The 17,764-nt window shown below is 60.0% G+C and carries 15 protein-coding genes; 4 read left to right on the top strand and 11 right to left on the bottom strand.

Going from position 1 to position 17,764, the window contains the following annotated elements:
• Window positions 1-3 precede the first annotated feature (3 nt).
• The 3 genes from sufB to Asbog_RS05370 all read right to left on the bottom strand — a co-directional run bounded on the left by sufB (window position 4) and on the right by Asbog_RS05370 (window position 3,500).
• Entirely contained in the window at window positions 4-1,494 is a 1,491-nt protein-coding gene (gene sufB / locus Asbog_RS05380; protein ID WP_062164354.1) for a Fe-S cluster assembly protein SufB, read from the bottom strand.
• A 1-nt stretch (window position 1,495) separates the two neighbouring features.
• Entirely contained in the window at window positions 1,496-1,981 is a 486-nt protein-coding gene (locus Asbog_RS05375; RefSeq protein ID WP_023977505.1) for an SUF system Fe-S cluster assembly regulator, read from the bottom strand.
• Window positions 1,982-2,168: 187 nt separating this feature from the next.
• On the bottom strand, window positions 2,169-3,500 hold the full coding sequence (locus Asbog_RS05370) for a DUF445 domain-containing protein (RefSeq protein WP_062164353.1): 1,332 nt from the start codon (window positions 3,498-3,500) through the stop codon (window positions 2,169-2,171).
• 251 nt (window positions 3,501-3,751) lie between these two features.
• Between Asbog_RS05370 and Asbog_RS05365 the strand changes: the two genes are divergently transcribed.
• The 3 genes from Asbog_RS05365 to Asbog_RS05355 all read left to right on the top strand — a co-directional run bounded on the left by Asbog_RS05365 (window position 3,752) and on the right by Asbog_RS05355 (window position 7,360).
• Window positions 3,752-6,505, top strand: coding sequence for a phosphoenolpyruvate carboxylase (locus Asbog_RS05365; protein WP_062165724.1), 2,754 nt, complete (start codon window positions 3,752-3,754; stop codon window positions 6,503-6,505).
• Window positions 6,506-6,674: 169 nt separating this feature from the next.
• Entirely contained in the window at window positions 6,675-7,004 is a 330-nt protein-coding gene (locus tag Asbog_RS05360; protein WP_062164352.1) for a hypothetical protein, read from the top strand.
• Window positions 7,005-7,102: 98 nt separating this feature from the next.
• Window positions 7,103-7,360 carry a GlsB/YeaQ/YmgE family stress response membrane protein gene (locus tag Asbog_RS05355; RefSeq protein ID WP_062164351.1) on the top strand — a complete coding sequence of 86 codons (258 nt, stop codon included), beginning with the start codon at window positions 7,103-7,105 and terminating at the stop codon, window positions 7,358-7,360.
• 47 nt (window positions 7,361-7,407) lie between these two features.
• On the opposite strand, the gene Asbog_RS05350 is transcribed toward Asbog_RS05355, so the two are convergent.
• The 4 genes from Asbog_RS05350 to Asbog_RS05335 form a co-directional block, all read right to left on the bottom strand.
• On the bottom strand, window positions 7,408-8,349 hold the full coding sequence (locus Asbog_RS05350; protein WP_062165723.1) for an ABC transporter substrate-binding protein: 942 nt from the start codon (window positions 8,347-8,349) through the stop codon (window positions 7,408-7,410).
• 59 nt (window positions 8,350-8,408) lie between these two features.
• Window positions 8,409-9,428, bottom strand: a complete 1,020-nt coding sequence (locus Asbog_RS05345; RefSeq protein ID WP_062164350.1) for an ABC transporter permease subunit — start codon at window positions 9,426-9,428, stop codon at window positions 8,409-8,411.
• A 12-nt stretch (window positions 9,429-9,440) separates the two neighbouring features.
• Entirely contained in the window at window positions 9,441-10,997 is a 1,557-nt protein-coding gene (locus Asbog_RS05340) for a sugar ABC transporter ATP-binding protein (RefSeq protein ID WP_062164348.1), read from the bottom strand.
• 230 nt (window positions 10,998-11,227) lie between these two features.
• Window positions 11,228-11,824 (bottom strand): TetR/AcrR family transcriptional regulator, encoded by a 597-nt coding sequence (locus Asbog_RS05335; RefSeq protein WP_083510723.1) that lies wholly within the window; start codon window positions 11,822-11,824, stop codon window positions 11,228-11,230.
• A gap of 324 nt (window positions 11,825-12,148) precedes the next feature.
• Between Asbog_RS05335 and Asbog_RS05330 the strand changes: the two genes are divergently transcribed.
• Complete coding sequence (locus Asbog_RS05330; protein WP_062164346.1) at window positions 12,149-12,520, top strand: hypothetical protein; 372 nt, start codon at window positions 12,149-12,151, stop codon at window positions 12,518-12,520.
• A 212-nt stretch (window positions 12,521-12,732) separates the two neighbouring features.
• Here the strand turns inward: Asbog_RS05330 and fusA are convergent, their stop codons facing one another.
• From fusA to Asbog_RS05310, 4 genes are all read right to left on the bottom strand, one after another.
• The gene (gene fusA, locus Asbog_RS05325) at window positions 12,733-14,838 is read right to left on the bottom strand and encodes an elongation factor G (RefSeq protein ID WP_023977515.1); all 2,106 of its coding nucleotides are present in this window, start codon (window positions 14,836-14,838) and stop codon (window positions 12,733-12,735) included.
• Between the two features lie 236 nt (window positions 14,839-15,074).
• Complete coding sequence (gene rpmB, locus Asbog_RS05320) at window positions 15,075-15,377, bottom strand: 50S ribosomal protein L28 (protein ID WP_023977516.1); 303 nt, start codon at window positions 15,375-15,377, stop codon at window positions 15,075-15,077.
• Between the two features lie 120 nt (window positions 15,378-15,497).
• Window positions 15,498-15,842 (bottom strand): hypothetical protein, encoded by a 345-nt coding sequence (locus tag Asbog_RS05315; protein ID WP_231944660.1) that lies wholly within the window; start codon window positions 15,840-15,842, stop codon window positions 15,498-15,500.
• Between the two features lie 64 nt (window positions 15,843-15,906).
• The gene (locus tag Asbog_RS05310) at window positions 15,907-17,709 is read right to left on the bottom strand and encodes an ABCB family ABC transporter ATP-binding protein/permease (RefSeq protein WP_083510722.1); all 1,803 of its coding nucleotides are present in this window, start codon (window positions 17,707-17,709) and stop codon (window positions 15,907-15,909) included.
• Between the last annotated feature and the right edge of the window lie 55 nt (window positions 17,710-17,764).

Below are 17,764 nucleotides of genomic sequence, written 5' to 3'. Positions count from 1 at the left end.
TCTTTACCCGACGCTACCTTCAAGACTGAGTTGCAGGAGCTTCTGTGCTTCCACTGCAAACTCCATGGGGAGTTCCTTCAGGACATCCTTGCAGAACCCGTTGACGATCAGGCCCACCGCATCTTCTTCCGACAGGCCACGGGACCGGCAATAGAACAGCTGGTCCTCGGAAATTTTCGAGGTGGTCGCCTCATGCTCGACACGGGCCGTCATGTTGCGGTTCTCGATATAGGGCACGGTATGCGCGCCACACTGATCACCAATCAGCAGGCTGTCGCACTGCGTGAAATTACGGGCACCGCGTGCCTTGGGCATCATGCGCACCAGTCCACGATACGTGCTGTCCGAATGTCCGGCCGAAATGGTCTTGGCGATGATGGTCGAGCGCGTGTTCGGCGCCAGATGGATCATCTTCGTGCCCGTATCAGCCTGCTGGCGGTTATTGGTCACGGCCACAGAGTAGAACTCGCCGACCGAGCCCTCACCCGCCAGAATGCAGGAAGGATATTTCCATGTAATGGCGGAGCCGGTCTCGACCTGTGTCCAGGAGATCTTGGCATTGCGACCGCGGCAGGCGCCGCGTTTGGTCACGAAATTATAGATGCCGCCCCTGCCGTTCTCGTCGCCGGGATACCAGTTCTGCACCGTCGAATACTTGATGGTGGCATCGTTCATGGCCACCAGTTCGACCACGGCTGCATGAAGCTGGTTCTCGTCGCGCATCGGCGCGGTGCAGCCCTCGAGATACGAGACGGTCGCACGGTCCTCACAGATGATCAGCGTGCGCTCGAACTGCCCGGTATTGCGGGCATTGATGCGGAAATAGGTCGACAGCTCCATAGGGCAACGCACACCCTCCGGCACATAGACAAACGAGCCATCGGTAAACACGGCGGAGTTGAGCGCAGCGAAAAAGTTATCACTGACCGGCACAACCGAGCCGAGATAGCGTTTCACCAGCTCGGGATGCTCGCGGATAGCGTCCGATATCGGGCAGAAAATCACGCCAGCCTCTTCCAGAGTCTTGCGGAATGTCGTCACCACCGAAACGGAGTCAAACACGGCATCGACCGCCACGGGCAGGCGTGCCTCAGGCTCGCCCGCACCCTCGACCCCGGCCAGAATGGCCTGCTCGTGTAGCGGGATACCCAACTTTTCATAGGTCCGCAGCAGCTCGGGATCGACTTCTTCCAGCGATTTCGGGCCGGGTTTCGTCTTCGGCTCGGCGAAGTAGAAAGCATCCTGATAGTCGATGGCAGGATAATGGGGCTTCTGCCAGCTCGGCTCTTCCATGGACTTCCAGGCGCGAAAAGCCTGAAGGCGCCATTCGAGCATCCATTCAGGTTCCTGCTTGCGCGCAGAAATGAACCGGATCGTGTCCTCGCTCAGGCCCTTGGGCGCGAACTCCATCTCGATCTCGGTTTCGAAACCCCATTTATAGGTCGACTGGCCAAGGGTTTCGACGGCTTCGCGTGTTTCGGTTACGGCTGGCATGTCATCCCTCCCTGGCAGGATGCTGGTCGTGATTTTCGGCGTGATCATGCGTCACGCAACGTGACGCCGGCATGAAGCCCCCCGAGAGATGGGCGCGGCTCATATCCGCCAGATTGATGGCTTCAAGGGTCGAGCGAATGGCCGTGTTCACCATGTCCCACTGCCCCGAGGAGAGAGAACAGAGCGACTTGGCCTCGCACACACGCCCCTCGACACAGGCTGTGAGTGCAATCGGACCATCGACCGATGTAATGACGGCAGCGATCGAGATATCGGAGAGCGAACGGGCGAGACGATAGCCGCCACGTGCCCCGCGATGCGAGGCCACAAGCCCGTCTGCTGCCAGTCCCTTGAGAAGCTTGGCAACCGTCGGCTCGGGCACACCGGTCGCACCCGCGAGCGCAGTGGCTGTCATGAGCGTGTCCTGTTGGCCAAGCTGCACGAGCAGAACCGTAGCGTAATCAGCGAGTTTCGATAACCTGAGCATCCTGCTCCCTCGATCAGTTCCGCATGAACAGAAATTAAAGACCTAAATGGTGCTATTTTTCTAGCAGATGCGCGTCCGAGGCTCCCGCGTCAACCCTTTTCGCCTTTTGTCATGAGGATAAAACAGCTGGTTGAGCATCCTGCGCGCGACATGTGACCGCACAGGCCTTGCACCGCAGGACGATGGGTCAGCCCAGATGGCCGAAACAGAGCCGCATGAGCATATCCAGCACCGCACCCACCACGAAACCGACCAGAGTCCCGTTGATACGGATATACTGCAGATCACGCCCTACACGCTGCTCCAGCCGCGCCGACAGTTCCGCCGGGTCCCACCGCTCCATGACGGAGGCGATATAGGCAGCCAGCTTGTCACGCAGCGACGGCAGGATACGCACAAGTGTCGTCCGCAGCGTCTGCTCAAGGCGCGCGCGCATGGTGGGGTCGTGATCAAGCTGGTCGGCCAGACTCTGCAATGCCGTCTCGATCACGCTGCGGCTCCAGCCATTCTCACAGGTCAGATCATCCTCGGCGAGGGTCCGAAAGCGCTGCCATATCTCGGACCACCACAGCTTGAGGCTGTCATGCCCAAGATAACCGCTTACGGCATCGCCAAAACGCGCCCGCCGCTCGGGGTCCTGTTCCAGCCGGTCGATCTCGGCACGTATCCAGCTGGTGAAACCCTCGCGCAGCTCGGAGTCCTGAGGGTCGATCCGCTCGAGTTCCAGATAGAGGGCCGTGATCACACGATTGGCGACAGAGGGGCCAATGGCCCAGCCAATCATGCGACCGCCCTGCTCACGCACACGCTCCTCAATGAAGCTGCGCAACGTTGTCTCGCGTTTCTGCACGGCAATCTTGAAACGCTCCAGCAGCGCCGAGAGCACTTCCTGATGCAGCTCATCCTCAACCAATGCGCGCAGCGCACGGGTGATGACGTTGATGGAGGCCTCACCACGCGCCAGCACCGGCAGTGCTTTGGCAATGGCAGCACTGGCTCGCCCATCTTCCAGGCGATCCAGCATGTCCGGCACGCTACGACGGAGGGCAGACGCCGTGGCATTGGCTGTGCGCGGCTGCCGCAACAGATTGGCCAGAATACGGGCGACATCTGCCGAGGCCAGCGCCCGCCCGGCATCCTCCTCAGTGAAAAACTGCGTTGAGACGAAGCGGCCTAGCGCCCGTGCCAGACGGGGCTGCTGACGTGGCAGAACAGCCGTATGCGGAATGGGTAGCCCCAGCGGATGGCGAAACAGTGCCGTGACCGCAAACCAGTCGGCAATGCCGCCCACCACCCCGGCCCGCGCCCCGGAACGCAGCACTTCCAGAACAAGGCCGTCCTTCACAAGACCCATAGCCGGCAGCCCGGCCGATACGACCATGAGCCCGCCCATACCGACCAGCAGCCCGCCCGCCAGACGGCGGGACGCCCTGAGCGCGGCGAGCGCCTCGGCTTCGGTCGTCGAGGTTTCGGCAGGTCGTTGCGTTGGCGGCGGATTCTCGGAAAACGCTTGTTGCATGATGGATCGATTACCACCGGCGGGATAAAAAGTCCTGCGCCTCCCGCAATCCACCATTGCCATCACTCTTGGGGCATGGAAAACCGGGCGCAGTCCGTGAACTGAACATAAGCGAGAGTGCCTTGTCCAATACCGCGCCGCATCACGCCTCTTCCGGAACGCCTGCCCCGAAACCCGAGAGCAAGGCCGATCCGAAAACCGTGCCGGACCTGCGAGATGGCGCGGCTTTTGCCGAACGTCTCACCGGCGAGATGCAGGCGCTTCAGGACCGTGCTGCCCATGAGCGTCACGCGCCCGACCCGATCGAGACCCTGTCGAGCCAGATCGGTGATGAACTGATCGACGGTGCCCTGTCAGTTCCCACGCTTGAAAACGCGGTGCGCGTCCTGCGTGATGCGAATCTGAAGCAGCGTGCGGCTCGTCTGCGTAGCTATGTCGGGCTCAAGGACGAGACCACACCGGCGGCACGCCTCGCCGAGGCTGCGCGTTTGACCGTGGAAAGTTGCGACAGCGTTGAGACGCTGGTTGCGCGTCTGTCGCGCCCCGGTTTCGCCGCTGTGTTCACCGCCCACCCCACCTTCGCACTGGCCGATAACGTCTATCGTCACATTGTCGAAATGGCGACCGAGCCGAGCCATCGTCTGCCGGAACTGAAATCCCATCGGCGCGAAGCGGCTCCGACCCTCGCGCATGAGCAGAATCTGGCGCTGACGGCCATATTGCGCGGTCGCGATGCGCTCGACATCTTCAACGCCGCCATTCTCGATCATGCCAGCAAGCGTTGGCCGGATCAGGGCGAAACGCTCGGCACACTAGATATCCGCACCCTGATTCTGGCAACCTGGGTCGGGTTCGATACAGATGGCCGCAGCGATATCCATTGGTGGGACACGCTGCGTATCCGGCTGGCGCTCAAGCGCACGCAGCTGGAACGCCTGCGCACACAGCTCGAATCCCTCCTGCCGCAGTGCTCGCAACTGGTCGCCCGCATCGACGTCGCCCTTGGCGCAGTCAAGGAGCAGGAGGCTGCCTGCCCTGACCAGCAGCATCACGACGCCAATGCCATCGCCGCCTTTGCGCAGGCGCTGGTAAGCCGACGCGAATCTGCCCTGGTTTCCGCTGAGACGCTTCGCCCCCTTTTCGATGAGGCTCTGGCGCTTATCGATGGGGAAAAGCGCAGTGCCCTGCTGACCGCACGTTCGGGCTTCATGGCGCATGGCCTTGGTGCTGCGCATATCCACACGCGCCTCAATGCGACACAGATCTACAACGTCGTGCGCCATCGCCTCGGCATTGAGGACGACCCGACCATTCCCTCACGCCGCCGTCTGGTGCTGTCACAGATCAACGAGGCGCTGGAAGGGATCAAGGAACCGATTCCTGTCGATTTCGGCGCGGTGATGATGGAGCAGTCCTCTGCTGGCCGTCTCATGATGACGATGGCGCAGATCCTCAAACACATCGACAGCGCCACACCCATACGCTTCCTGATTGCCGAAACAGAAAGCGGCTATACGCTTCTCGCCACTCTCTGGCTGGCCCGCCTGCTGGGTATTCGCGACGAGCAGATCCAGATTTCACCGCTCTTCGAGACGCAAAGCGCCCTCGAACATGGTGAGATCATTCTGGAAGAGGCTTTCCGCTCGCCGCACTGGCGCCAGTATATCCGCAATAACGGTCGTCTCTGCCTGCAATTCGGCTATTCGGATTCGGGCCGCTATATCGGCCAGCTTGCCGCGACGAACCTCGTCGAGCGCCTTCGCCTGCGTACCCTGTCGCTCATGCAGAAGCATGGCATGCAGGATATCGAGCTCGTCCTGTTCGACACGCATGGCGAGAGCATCGGCCGTGGGGCACATCCCTTCAGCCTGTCAGACCGCCTCAGCTATTTCTCGCCCGATCATACACGCGGCCTGTTCGCAAAAGCCGGTATCCGCCTGCGCGAGGAAGCCGCTTTTCAGGGTGGGGATGGCTACACCCTGTTCGGCACCGCCCCGCTGGCAGCCTCGACGATCGCCACGCTTGCAGAACATCTCGTGCGCCCGCTCTCCACGTCGCGCGATCCGATTTATGACGAGCCGGATTTCTCTGCTGATTTCTTCTCAACCATCGCGCTCGACATGAGCAGCCTTGTGGAGGATCCGGGTTATGCAGGGCTTCTTGGTGCGTTCGGTCCCGCACTGATCGACAAATCGGGGTCACGCCCCTCGGCCCGTCAGGGCGATGGCATCAGTGTCACGCGCATCACTCATCCCAGCCAGCTTCGCGCCATCCCGAACAACGCCATTCTCGAGCAGCTCGGCTGGTGGACCAATGTGCTCCAGGGCTTCGGTACGGCTGCATCACGCCACCCGGAAACATTCGAGAAACTGGCCCGCAGCAGCCGTCGCTTCGGCCTTGCGCTCGACTTTGCCCGCCAGGCTGCGGCCCATTCGGATATCGGCGCCCTGCGTGGCATTGTGCGCCTGCTCGACCCCGGCACCTGGCTCGATCGGGCAGCCTCGGCCCGTAATGAGGAACAGCGAAGCCAGCACCTCGTTCTCGCCGATGGTCTGGAAGGGCTCGAATTCTGGCGCAGCCTGCCAGCCATGTTCCGCCGCATCCAGGCTGACCATATCGCGCTCGAATCCGTCTGGAGCCACACGCTCAAGATGAGCGCGCAGGAGCGTACGCTGCACGCCATTCGCCATGCCGTGATTGGGCAGATCTGGCTGCTGGCCACACGCATCCCGTATTTCAGCCCGCGCAACGATATCAATCGTGAGACCCTGCTGCGCCTCGTGCTTCAGCTCGAAATTCCTGCCGTGCTCAAGCGTCTTTCGGAAATCTTCCCGCAATCTGCGGGTATCGTGACCGATCTGGACTTCCACGAGCCGAGCGGCCCGCGTGACGATCACGGCTTCACGCGCGAGCATGAGGAAATCTTTGCCCCGATGGCACGCCTGTTCGCCCTGCTGCGTGAAATCAGCGTGGCGGTCATGCATGCCAATGGGTCGTTCGGCTAAGTCAGTCTCCCCATGCAGTCCGTCCCGCCTCTATAGGGGGCTGGACGGCATGGCCGGGCGCGACAGCTGAACAAACTTGTCCTGCCATCGTTCATGATCTGTACGGCGCATCTTGCGCCCCTTGTCTGAAGCGGCGCCCACTCGGCCCGCATCTTGGAAAGCAAAGATCATGATACGATACACTGCTTTGATTTTGGCACTCGCCGTACCCGGCCTCGCACAGGCCGCAGAGACAACGGGCATTCTCCCTGAGTCCGGGGGGAAATCGCCCTATTCCGCCCCTGCCGTGCCGACAACGATGAAGCCGCTCGCCGGCTCTCTCGCCTCCCTGCTCGATCAGGGGTATGCTATCACCACAACGACACAAACAGGGCCGGAACTCGTCCTAACGCTGAGCCAGCGCGGCCACGTGGTGTTATGTGCGCTCACACCCCCGGACCTGCGCAATGACCAGAATATTCCGACATCGCGATGCTGGGCGCTCAACGCAGCGCCTTGACCTGTCGCCCTTGCAACGCAAGTGGCAGGTGTCATGACGAACGCTTCGTGATACTCACGGTAACGTGATAGACTATCCTATCCAATCAAGGAGATGACATGCATCTGATCTGGACACTGATTGTCGGTTTCTTTGTGGGACTGATCGCGAAATTCCTGATGCCCGGCCGTGATCCGGGTGGTTTTATCATTACGATCTTTCTTGGTGTGGCTGGTGCGCTGCTGGCGAGCTGGATCGGTCAGAAGCTGCATTTCTATCATCCCGGCCAGCCTGCCGGTTTTGTTGCGTCCGTATTCGGCGCCATGATCCTTCTGCTGATCTATCGCCTGTTCGTGGCCAACAACCAGCAGAAGTGAAAAAATCCCCCCGACGCCTCAGCACCGGGGGATAGCTGCAAGGCGATTTACTCGCCAGTCCAGCCCTTGTAGCTGCCAACATTGTCACGTGTGATCAGGGTTGGCGGCATCAGGCGCACCGTACCCTTGGCAACCTTGCCATCCTTGATGGCCTGCCCCATCGCCACGCCGTCCTTGCCCATCTGGTAAGGGTCCTGGCTGGCCGAGGCCACCACCGACGAGCGCGGGTCCTTGAGCGACGAAACGATATCAGGTGCACCGTCGACGGAGGTGACGATAATACCCTGACGATGGGCCTGGCGAATGGCCAGATCGCCACCGATTGCCTCGGGGTCATTGATCGCAAACACACCCTTCAGGTTCGGGAAACGCACCAGGAAGCCCTGCATCACCTTGAACCCGAGATCGCGCTCGGCACCACCATTCTGGTCGTCGCTGACGATCTTGATATCAGGGTACTTCGCAAGAACCTCCTTGCACCCCTTCACACGGTCGATAATCGACGAAACCTGCGGGCCGTTTTCAATAGCGACCTCGCCCTTGCCGTCAATTTTCTTGGCCAGATACTCGCAGGAGATGCGCCCAGCGGCGACGTTATCTGTCTGGACCGTGCCATCGACACCCGCCGAGGCCACGTCGACCGCAATGACGGTCGCACCGGCCTTCTGCACACGTTTGACGGCAGGCATGACGGCCTGCGGGTCCACACCATTGAGCAGGATCAGATTCACGCCCGAAGTGACGAAGCTGTCCATCTGCGAAAACTGCTTGTTGAGATCGTAATCAGCCGACAACGCATTGATGCTGGCGCTCGGGGCGATGCTCTTGAGCTGTGTGGTGGCGCCCTTTACCAGCGCCACGAAGTAGGGATTGCCGAGCGAGCCGACCGAGACACCGACATTGCTTATGCCATCAGCCCGTGCCGCGGGCGCCGCCAGAACGGTGGAGAGAGCGAGAGCACCGAGGAAGAATTTCGTATGAGTGATCATCTTGAAAAATCCGAAACGGAAGAGAAACAAACTCTGGAACCGGTGGAATAAATGGCGGCTCAGGTGCGGGCTGTCGGTGCACGGAACCTGTCGAGTGCCACGGCCACAATGATGACCAGACCCTTGACGATGAACTGCCAGATATCGGAGACGCCAATCAGGATGAGCCCGTTGGTGAGCACGGCAATCAGGAGAGCACCAACAAGCGTGCCCCAGATTGAACCGATACCGCCCACGAAAGAGGTTCCACCCAGAATGACTGCGGCAATTGCGTCGAGCTCATAGGATTGACCGAGTTGCAGGCCGTTCGCTGCGTAGAGACGCGCCGACGACATGACTGCACCCAGCCCGGCCAGAAGGCCCGAAGCCGCATAGACGAACATGAGGACCAGACCGACACGAATACCGGCCAGACGCGCAGCGGACGGGTTGCCGCCAATCGCGTAGATATGCACACCCAGCACCGTGCGACGCAGGATGAACCAGCTTGCCACCACGACGGCAAAGGCAATGACAGCCAGCCAGGGAATGGTGAAGGTCGAGGTGAGGGCGATGCCGTCATTACCGATCCACGCAAAGGATAGATCGGGGTTGAAGATCGTGCGGTCATTGCCCATCAGGCGGGCAAGGCCGCGCACGGCGGTCAGCGTACCAAGGGTGACGATGAAAGGCGGTATCTTCACACCTGCAATCAGCGCACCGTTGAACACGCCGATCAGAAGCCCGGCACCAAGGCAGGCGGGCACGGCAAGCCAGGCCAGATGCGGCATGAGCGAGACGATCAGTCCGCACATGGCGGCGAAGGCGAGGATCGACCCGACAGACAGATCGATACCACCTGTCAGGATGACAAAGGTCATGCCTGAGGCCAGCACGGTGTTGATTGAGGCCTGCTGGGCAATGATGGAAAGGTTCTGGCCGGACAGGAAGCGATGACCACCCAGGAAATGGAAGCCCAGCGCGAGAAGGATCAGCACAGGCAGCATGCCCGCTGCCTGAAGGATGCTGCGCGTGGTGGCGCGTGCGTTCAGCTGGGCAGCTGGTGAGGCCGCCACCGCCGGGTTGAGAGTGTTGCTCATGGAGATGATATCCTAGGCGGCGATTGGCGAGGGGGAGACGAGCCCGACAGCGAGAGACATGATGGCCTCCTGCGTGATGGCCTTGCCTTCAAGCTCACCGGTCATGTGACCCTCGCGCATGACAAGAACCCGATCACTGACACCGATAATCTCGGCCATCTCACTGGAGATGACGATGATCCCGAGACCCTGTGCAGCCAGATCGTTGATGATGCGGTATATTTCAGTCTTGGCCCCGATATCGACGCCGCGTGTCGGCTCGTCGAGAATCAGAACCTTGGGGCCGGTTTCGAGCAGCCGGCCAAGCAGGACCTTCTGCTGGTTGCCACCTGACAACCCCCCGACATTGGTGAGCATGTTCTGTGCCTTGATCCGCAGGGCAGAGAACGACCCGGTTGCGCGTGTACGGCCCTTGCCCTGATCGAGCACGCCCATGCGGGAGTCACGCTCGACCACGCCAAGATTGATGTTGCCGCTGCACGACATATCCAGAAAAAGCCCGAGCGCCTTGCGATCTTCCGTGAGATACGCAATGCCCGCCGCCAGCGCGTCGCGCGGTGAGCGGATGTCGATCTTGCGGGAGTCGAGCCACACTGCGCCGCCGGTTTTCTGATCCGCACCGAAAATCAGGCGTGCCAGTTCGGTACGCCCTGCCCCGACCAGCCCGGCGATGCCAAGCACCTCACCGGGCCGCAGATCGAAACTGGTCGGATGAACGCGCTTGCCATCCGTTAGTCCCTCGACCTTCAGAATGGGCGCGGCATCGTGTCGAATGTGATTGCCGTCTTTTTCGTAAAAGCTCGATAGATCACGCCCAACCATCAGGCTGACGATGCGCCCGGAAGAAAGCTCGTGCTTTTCGAGCGTGCCGACATGGGCACCATCGCGGAGCACCGAAACCCGATCTGCCAGTTCGTCGATTTCGTCCATACGATGGCTGATGTAGATCAGTGCCAGCCCCTTCGCCCGAAGCTGACGAATGAGCGCAAACAGACGATCCGTCTCGCGGGCTGAAAGGGCCGTGGTGGGCTCGTCCAACACAAGAATACGGGCATCGCGATGCAGCGCGCGGGCGATCTCGACAAGCTGCTGCTCTGCCACCGACATTGTCGACAACCTGTCTTCCGGCCCGAAGGGCGCCCCAAGCTCCTTGAGCAGACCCCGGCAGGCCTCGTTCATGGCGGCGCGGTCGATCATGCCGTTTTTGCGAAGCTCTGAACCCAGATGGATGTTCTCGGCAACGGTCAGGTTCGGTGCGAGCGCCAGTTCCTGATAGATGATGCCAATTCCGAGTGCCCGCGCTGAGCCTGGATTCGTAATTCTGGCTGTCTCACCTGCAATGCGGATCTCGCCGCCCGGGTCTGCCGTATAGGCACCGGACAGGATTTTCATCAGGGTCGATTTACCGGCCCCGTTCTCTCCCATGAGCGCCAGAATCTCGCCGCCATAAGCGACCAGCGAAACATCCTTGAGAACCTTCACTCCCGAGAATGTTTTGGAAATACCCTCGACCTGCAGAAGCGGCGCACCGCCATGCGTGTCACACGAAATGTGTTGGGCCAGTGTCATGGGACCAGTCTCCCGGATTAAACGCTGGCAGCCGGACGGGTCCTTGCGCGTCCCTCTGCCTGACGAGAGAGAAGCAGATATTTTGTTAAATTTATATAATGTTTTTGCAATCTTTGATTTTATAACGGATATGTGATGGTTAAATCCTGTCCATGTTATAAATCACAATATGGGCTGTGCCATGGCCAGTCATTTTCCATCCTGATGGGTCAGCATCCGATCATGGAATCTCACGATCCAGGCTGACCCTCACCAAGCGCCTTGCTCAAAAAGTCAGGAAGTACTCCGGCCTCAGCACCATCGAGGAACGGGTCGAACATCCCGTCTATCGCCAGGAGCGAGAGGCCGTGAACGCGCCCCCATAGCCCCGCCATGCGGGGCATGGCATCCGTCGAATCCGGGTGAGCGTCTTCCCTGCCTGCGAGTCCACGCAGAGCGGCAAAAGCGCGCGATGACGCCTGCGCAAGGTCTGGCAGCGTGTGATCAAGCAAGGCACGGCGAAACATCAACCGAAACAGGTCCGGATTTTCCAAGGCAAAACCGATATAGGCCATACCTACAGCATGAGCGTTCACCCGGGGCGATCCCGACATGGCCTGGGTCAGGGCATGGGCAAGGGCCTCATACCCTTCGGCCGCAAGGGCTGAGCGCAATCCGGTCAGGTTTCCGAAATGTGGCACGGCAGCGGTGGCGGAGACGCCGACCTCTCGTGTGACAGCGCGCAGGGTCAGGGCCTCGATACCATCGCGCTGGATGACGACCCGCGCCGCCCGCATCAGCGCCTTGGCAAGATCGCCGTGATGATAATTATCCACATATTGGGTCATGAGGTCTCCTTCTGCCACATCTTTACAAGGAAAAGTTTGACATCATGACCCTTGTAAATGCAATCTTTTTATGAAAAAGGTTACAAGGGAAACAGATTAATGGCTTATCTGAGAGATGCACATCGTTTACCCTTCCGAGCGCTTCTTATCGAACTGGGTGCCCTCGCCCTGATCTAGGGTGGCGAATGGTTTCATGTTGAAGCATACGCCTTTCCCGCCTGTTGTGCTCTGATTGGCGCGAGCGTCTTTCGCCGTTGGCGCGCTTCTGTTCCATTCGATCGTCTGTGGCTGGCCTTGAATGGTACGGCTCTGGGATTCGGCATCATGGATATGACACTGCGTGCGCAGCTTTCCCCGGATATCTTCGCGGCCCTCTGCGCCACACTGCTCGCAGCCCTTTTCCTGTTGGGGAGTTCCTGGCGTGTGCCCATGATCCAGCTGCTGGCAGAGCAGCGCACGGGCCAGATGCTCGATCGTGGCAATCCCACTCTTTCGCGGTTCTTCCGTCGCTACACCCTCATCTGGGCTGGGTATTTCAGCCTGCGTGCCCTGACACTGCTTCTGATGTCCTTGCAGCCTCAAGACATGCTTGCAGAGCAGATCGGGCTGAAACTCAGCCTGCTCATCATGATCCTGCTCAGCTTTCGTGGTCCGGCACTTTATCGCCTCTACCAGCGTGCCCACCCTGCCTTCTGACTGGAATGCGTCTTGAAACATCGCTGGCGTTCATAAGCGCTCACGAAGGGTAAGTGCCTCTCTCGTCACAAGCGCCTCCCTGCCGATTCTAGCCTCCTGCTCCGTCATCACGATCGTCCCCAGATACGACCGCTCCCGCACATGATTGCTCGAAACGAAAAAAGCCGCCCCGAAGGGCGGCTTTTCCGTGTTCCGAGACTGAACCCGAAGGATCAGGCGCTCTTCGCCATGATCTCGTCGGCCACGTTGCGCGGCACCGGATCATAATGATGGAACTGCATCGTGAACGACGCGCGGCCCTTGGTGGCCGAACGCAGATGCGAGATGTAGCCGAACATTTCCTTCAGCGGCACCTGAGCGCGGATCATGACGGTCGAACCGGCCGTCTCCTGGCTCTGGATGATGCCGCGACGACGGTTAAGGTCGCCTACCACGTCACCGACGTGATCGTTCGGGGTCGTGATTTCGACGTCCATGATCGGCTCAAGGATCACGGGGCCGGCATTCTTCATGCCTTCACGGAAGCAGGCCTTGGCGGCGATTTCGAAGGCGAGAGCCGACGAGTCGACGTCATGGTACTTGCCGTCAAGCAGCGTGAACTTGAAGTCCACCGTCGGGAAGCCAGCAAGCACGCCCGTCGAGGACTGCATGCGGATGCCCTTTTCGACAGCCGGGATGTATTCCTTCGGAACCGTACCGCCAACGACCTTGTTCTCGAAGCTGATGCCTTCGTTACGCTCGACAGGCACGAACTCGATCTTGACTTCAGCGTACTGACCCGAACCACCGGACTGCTTCTTGTGGGTGTAGGTCTCGGTGTGGGCACGCGAGATCGTCTCACGATAGGCCACCTGAGGCGCACCGACATTGGCTTCAACGCCGTATTCACGACGCAGACGGTCCACGATGATGTCCAGATGCAGCTCGCCCATGCCGGACAGGATGGTCTGACCCGTTTCCTGATCGGTCTTGAGCTGCAGCGAGGGATCTTCAGCGGCCAGCTTCTGCAGGGCCAGCGTCATCTTCTCAACGCCGTCCTTGGTCTTCGGCTCGACCGAGATGTCGATCACCGGAACCGGGAACTGCATGCGCTCCAGAACAACCGGATCGGCAGCGTCGGCCAGGGTGTCACCCGTCTGGGTGTCCTTCAGACCCACGAAAGCAGCGATATCGCCAGCGCCGACCTGCTTGACTTCCTCACGCTTGTCAGCGTGCATCTGGAACATGCGGCCCACGCGTTCCTTGTGGCCCTTGGTCGTGTTCAGCACGGTATCGCCCGACTTCAGAACGCCACGATAGACGCGCACGAAGGTCAGGGTGCCGTACTTGTCCGAGATGATCTTGAACGCAAGACCAGCGAACTTGCCATCGGGATCGACCGGCACGATCGGCAGGAAGTTCTCGTCAACCTCTTCGCCTTCCGGCGGCGCGATACGGATGCCTTCGACTTCGTCAGGAGCCGGCAGGTAATCGATAACGGCATCGAGGAGCGGCTGAACGCCCTTGTTCTTGAAGGCCGTGCCGCACAGGACGGGACGGAACACGCCGGAAATGGCGCCCTTCTTGATGCACTTCTTCAGCGTTGCGACATCGACATCGCCCTTCTCGAAGTATTCTTCGATAGCGGCTTCATCAACGCTCAGCGCGGTGTCCAGAAGGTTCTGGCGGGCTTCAGCTGCCTTTTCCTTCAGGTCATCGGGGATCTCGGCATAGTGGAACTTCGCGCCCAGCTCGCCGCCTTCCCAGATGATGGCGCGCATTTCGACCAGGTCGACCACGCCAACAAAGTTTTCTTCAATGCCGATCGGCAGCTGAAGCGGAATAGCGACGATGTCGAGCTTTTCCTTCAGCGTGTCGAACGCGCGATAGAAATCGGCACCGGTACGATCGAGCTTGTTGATGAAGATGACGCGCGGAACGTTATAGCGGTCAGCAAGACGCCAGTTGGTTTCCGACTGCGGCTGAACACCGGCAACGCCTTCGATGATGAAGATGGCGCCGTCGAGCACGCGCAGCGAGCGGTTCACTTCGATATTGAAGTCGATGTGGCCCGGGGTGTCGATGATGTTGATGCGGTGGTTTTCCCACTCGCAGGTCACGGCTGCCGAGGTGATCGTGATGCCACGCTCACGTTCCTGCGCCATGTAGTCGGTGGTCGTGTTGCCGTCATGCACTTCACCAATGCGATGCGACACGCCGGTGTAGTACAGAATACGCTCGGTCGTCGTGGTCTTGCCGGCATCAATATGCGCGGTGATACCGATATTGCGGATCTTCGAGAGAGCCGATTTGGCTTCTGCGACGCTGCTTTCGGACACGGGATACCTCCAGAATGCGATGAAAGGTGCTTCAGGCCGCCCCGAAACACCTTTGCCGTGGCCGTCACAGATCGACGCTTTTTCCGAAGAAACCCGGTAAGAAATACGTCGAAGCCGGACCGACCAAGTGGGCCTTGTGATCGAGAGGCTGAATGAAACAACCCGACCACGTTTTCAAGGCCAATTTTGTTGCAGCCAGCCTTTTCCGCCGAAGCGTCAGGCTGGCGCCGTCAGACTCAGGCGGTCTGAGCGGCCTTGCTTTCCTGAGCGCGCAGGATGCGGCGCTTGATGACCTGAGCCTCGACCGGGAGCTTGCGGTTCGGCGTGCTGATCAGGAACGAGTCCAGACCGCCATTATGCTCAACCGTACGGATGCCCTGCGTGGAGAGACGCAGACGAACGCCCGTGCCCAGAATGTCGGACAGAAGGGTGATTTCCTGCAGGTTGGGCAGGAAACGGCGACGGGTCTTGTTGTTGGCGTGGCTGACGTTGTTGCCCGTCAGCACACCCTTGCCCGTGATTTGGCAGCGGCGTGACATGGACTTGATCCTCGGTAGTAATATGATCGCCGAGACCACTCCCGGCATACGACGATGCGTTAAGGCGCGGCTTATGACGGAGCCCCCCGCTCCCGTCAAGCCGAAAGCGACCCAAACCGGTCATTCACCGTCGGAAAAGGCGTCCGCACAGAGCAGTTCACCCGATCGGACGCTGTCTATAGCCGTCTGGAGCATGCGAACCATCGTTTCGGCATCGGTTGTCCGCGCCAGCACGCCCATCGATCCGCCAAGCAGCGCCGACGCGATGAGTTCGGTCGGCAGGTTCTGCTCGACCAGATAACCGATCGCCTTGTCGATCACGACGCCGCACTGACGAAGCTCCTCAGGAATCTCGACACCTTCCGGGTCGCCTGACACCTCATGAGCCGCCTGCTCGCGAATATCCTCTTCCACGGCCTGATCGGGGCGGAAATCCTGGGCGAGGTCATCAGCCGGCTTGGTCATGGGCGTTCTCCTTGTGGTTGCTTCGTATCCTTGCCCCTCACGTAGGGAAGGCCGCCCGGGAAAACTAGGCCTCTGGCCCGGATTGGTTGGACACCATATCGAAATAAGCCCCCTGACGGGCCATCAAGCTCTCGTGCGTGCCTTCCTCGACGATCCTGCCGGCCTCGATAACCAGTATGCGCGTCGCGTGGCGTATGGTGGAGAGACGATGGGCGATGGCAATGGTCGTCTGGCGCGACGTCACGCGGCGCAGGGCGTCCATAAGCCGCAGTTCGGTGCCCGTATCCAGCGCACTCGTTGCCTCGTCCAACAGCAGAAGTCTGGGCTTGCGCAGAATGATACGCGCCAGAGCAATACGCTGTCGCTCGCCCCCCGAGAGTTTCAGTCCTCGCTCACCGACAAGCGTCTCATACCCGTTCTCAAGCCCTTCGATGAAATCATGGATCTGCGCCAAACGCGCGGCCTCCTCGATTTCCGCCTGCGTGGCATCGAGCTGGCCATAAGCAATGTTGTAGCCGATCGTATCGTTGAAGAGTTGCGTGTCCTGAGGCACCACACCGATCATCCTGTGCAGGGCGACTGGCGGTATAGAGCCAAGGTTCTGACCATCAAGCAGGATCTGACCGCTGGCTGGCGCATAGGCACCAAGGATGAGGCGCGCAATTGTCGATTTTCCAGCCCCGGTCGGACCGACCAGGGCAATGGTCTCCCCCGGCCCCGCCCGAAACGACAGGGCATGCAGGATCTCGCGTCCGTCATAGTCGAAACTGACACTATCGAACGCGAGTGAGGCAGGCCCCCTCGCCTCACCTTCGCGTTCCGGCGAAGGCAATGCAGGGCGCGGTGCTTCGTCCATGAGGTCGGTCAGATGCTCCAGATCAACACAGGCATTGCGCCAGCCCGCATAAACGAGATTGAGCGAGATAATGGCCTGATAGAGGGTACGCAGATAAGTGCCGATCAGCACGAAAGCCGCCACATCGAGGTTGCCCGTCGCCAGATCCCGCCCGGCCATGAAAAAGATCGCCAATGTGGCCAGGGCAATCATGGCGTTCTGACTGACGGAAGATAAGCCTGCGACAAATGTCATGCGCAGGCTTGCCTTCTCCTGCTCCCGCCGTGCCTGCTCGTATCGGGCATATTCATGTGGCTCATTGGCGAAATGACGCACGGCCTCGAAATTCAGCAGGGAATCGAGAAGGAAATGCTGGGCCTTGCCATTGGCCTCGTTACGCTGACGCCGGGCACGAACCCGCTGGCGAACGAACCATTGCGCCAGAATGATATAGCTGAGCAACGCGACAAGAATGACGCAGGCATAGCGCCCGCCAAGAAAATGAAAGACGACCGCCACTGTCAGCCCGGTGTCGAGAATGGCCGGTAGGATGTTAAACAGCGCAAGCCGCAAAAGCGTATCGGCCGCCTCCGATCCCCGCTCGATCGAGCGGGTCAGGGCACCGGTCTGACGGTCACGATGGAAGCGATATGGCAAGTCCAGCAGGTGACGAAACGCCGCCTGCGCGGTCAGCGCCTGCAAACGCTGCCCAACGGGCTGATACACAAGCTCCTGCAAGGCAGAAAACACACTGCGGAAAAAAATTAGCCCGCCATAGCCCAGTATGAGCCCGGCCGGCACGACCACACGCAGATCCGCCGTCGCATAATGCGCGACAAGACGACTGAACATGTAGGGCGTGCCCAGAATACAAAGACGCTCGGCAACCAGCAGCGCCAGAGTGAGCCCCATCCCGATACGGAAGAATCGTATGTCGTGTGAAAGAACGAGACGCCAGGCACGCAAAAGGCTCGATAAGGCCAGAGGCAGGGCGAGAGGGCGGGCCACAGGACGGGAAGGAGGAAGGTTCATGCGCCCAACCTGAGCATGCGCCCGGCGTTTTGCAATCAGACGGTGATACGCGATA

Source organism: Asaia bogorensis NBRC 16594 (assembly GCF_001547995.1).
GTDB lineage: Bacteria > Pseudomonadota > Alphaproteobacteria > Acetobacterales > Acetobacteraceae > Asaia > Asaia bogorensis.
This window is presented reverse-complemented; position numbering and strand designations above follow the sequence as displayed.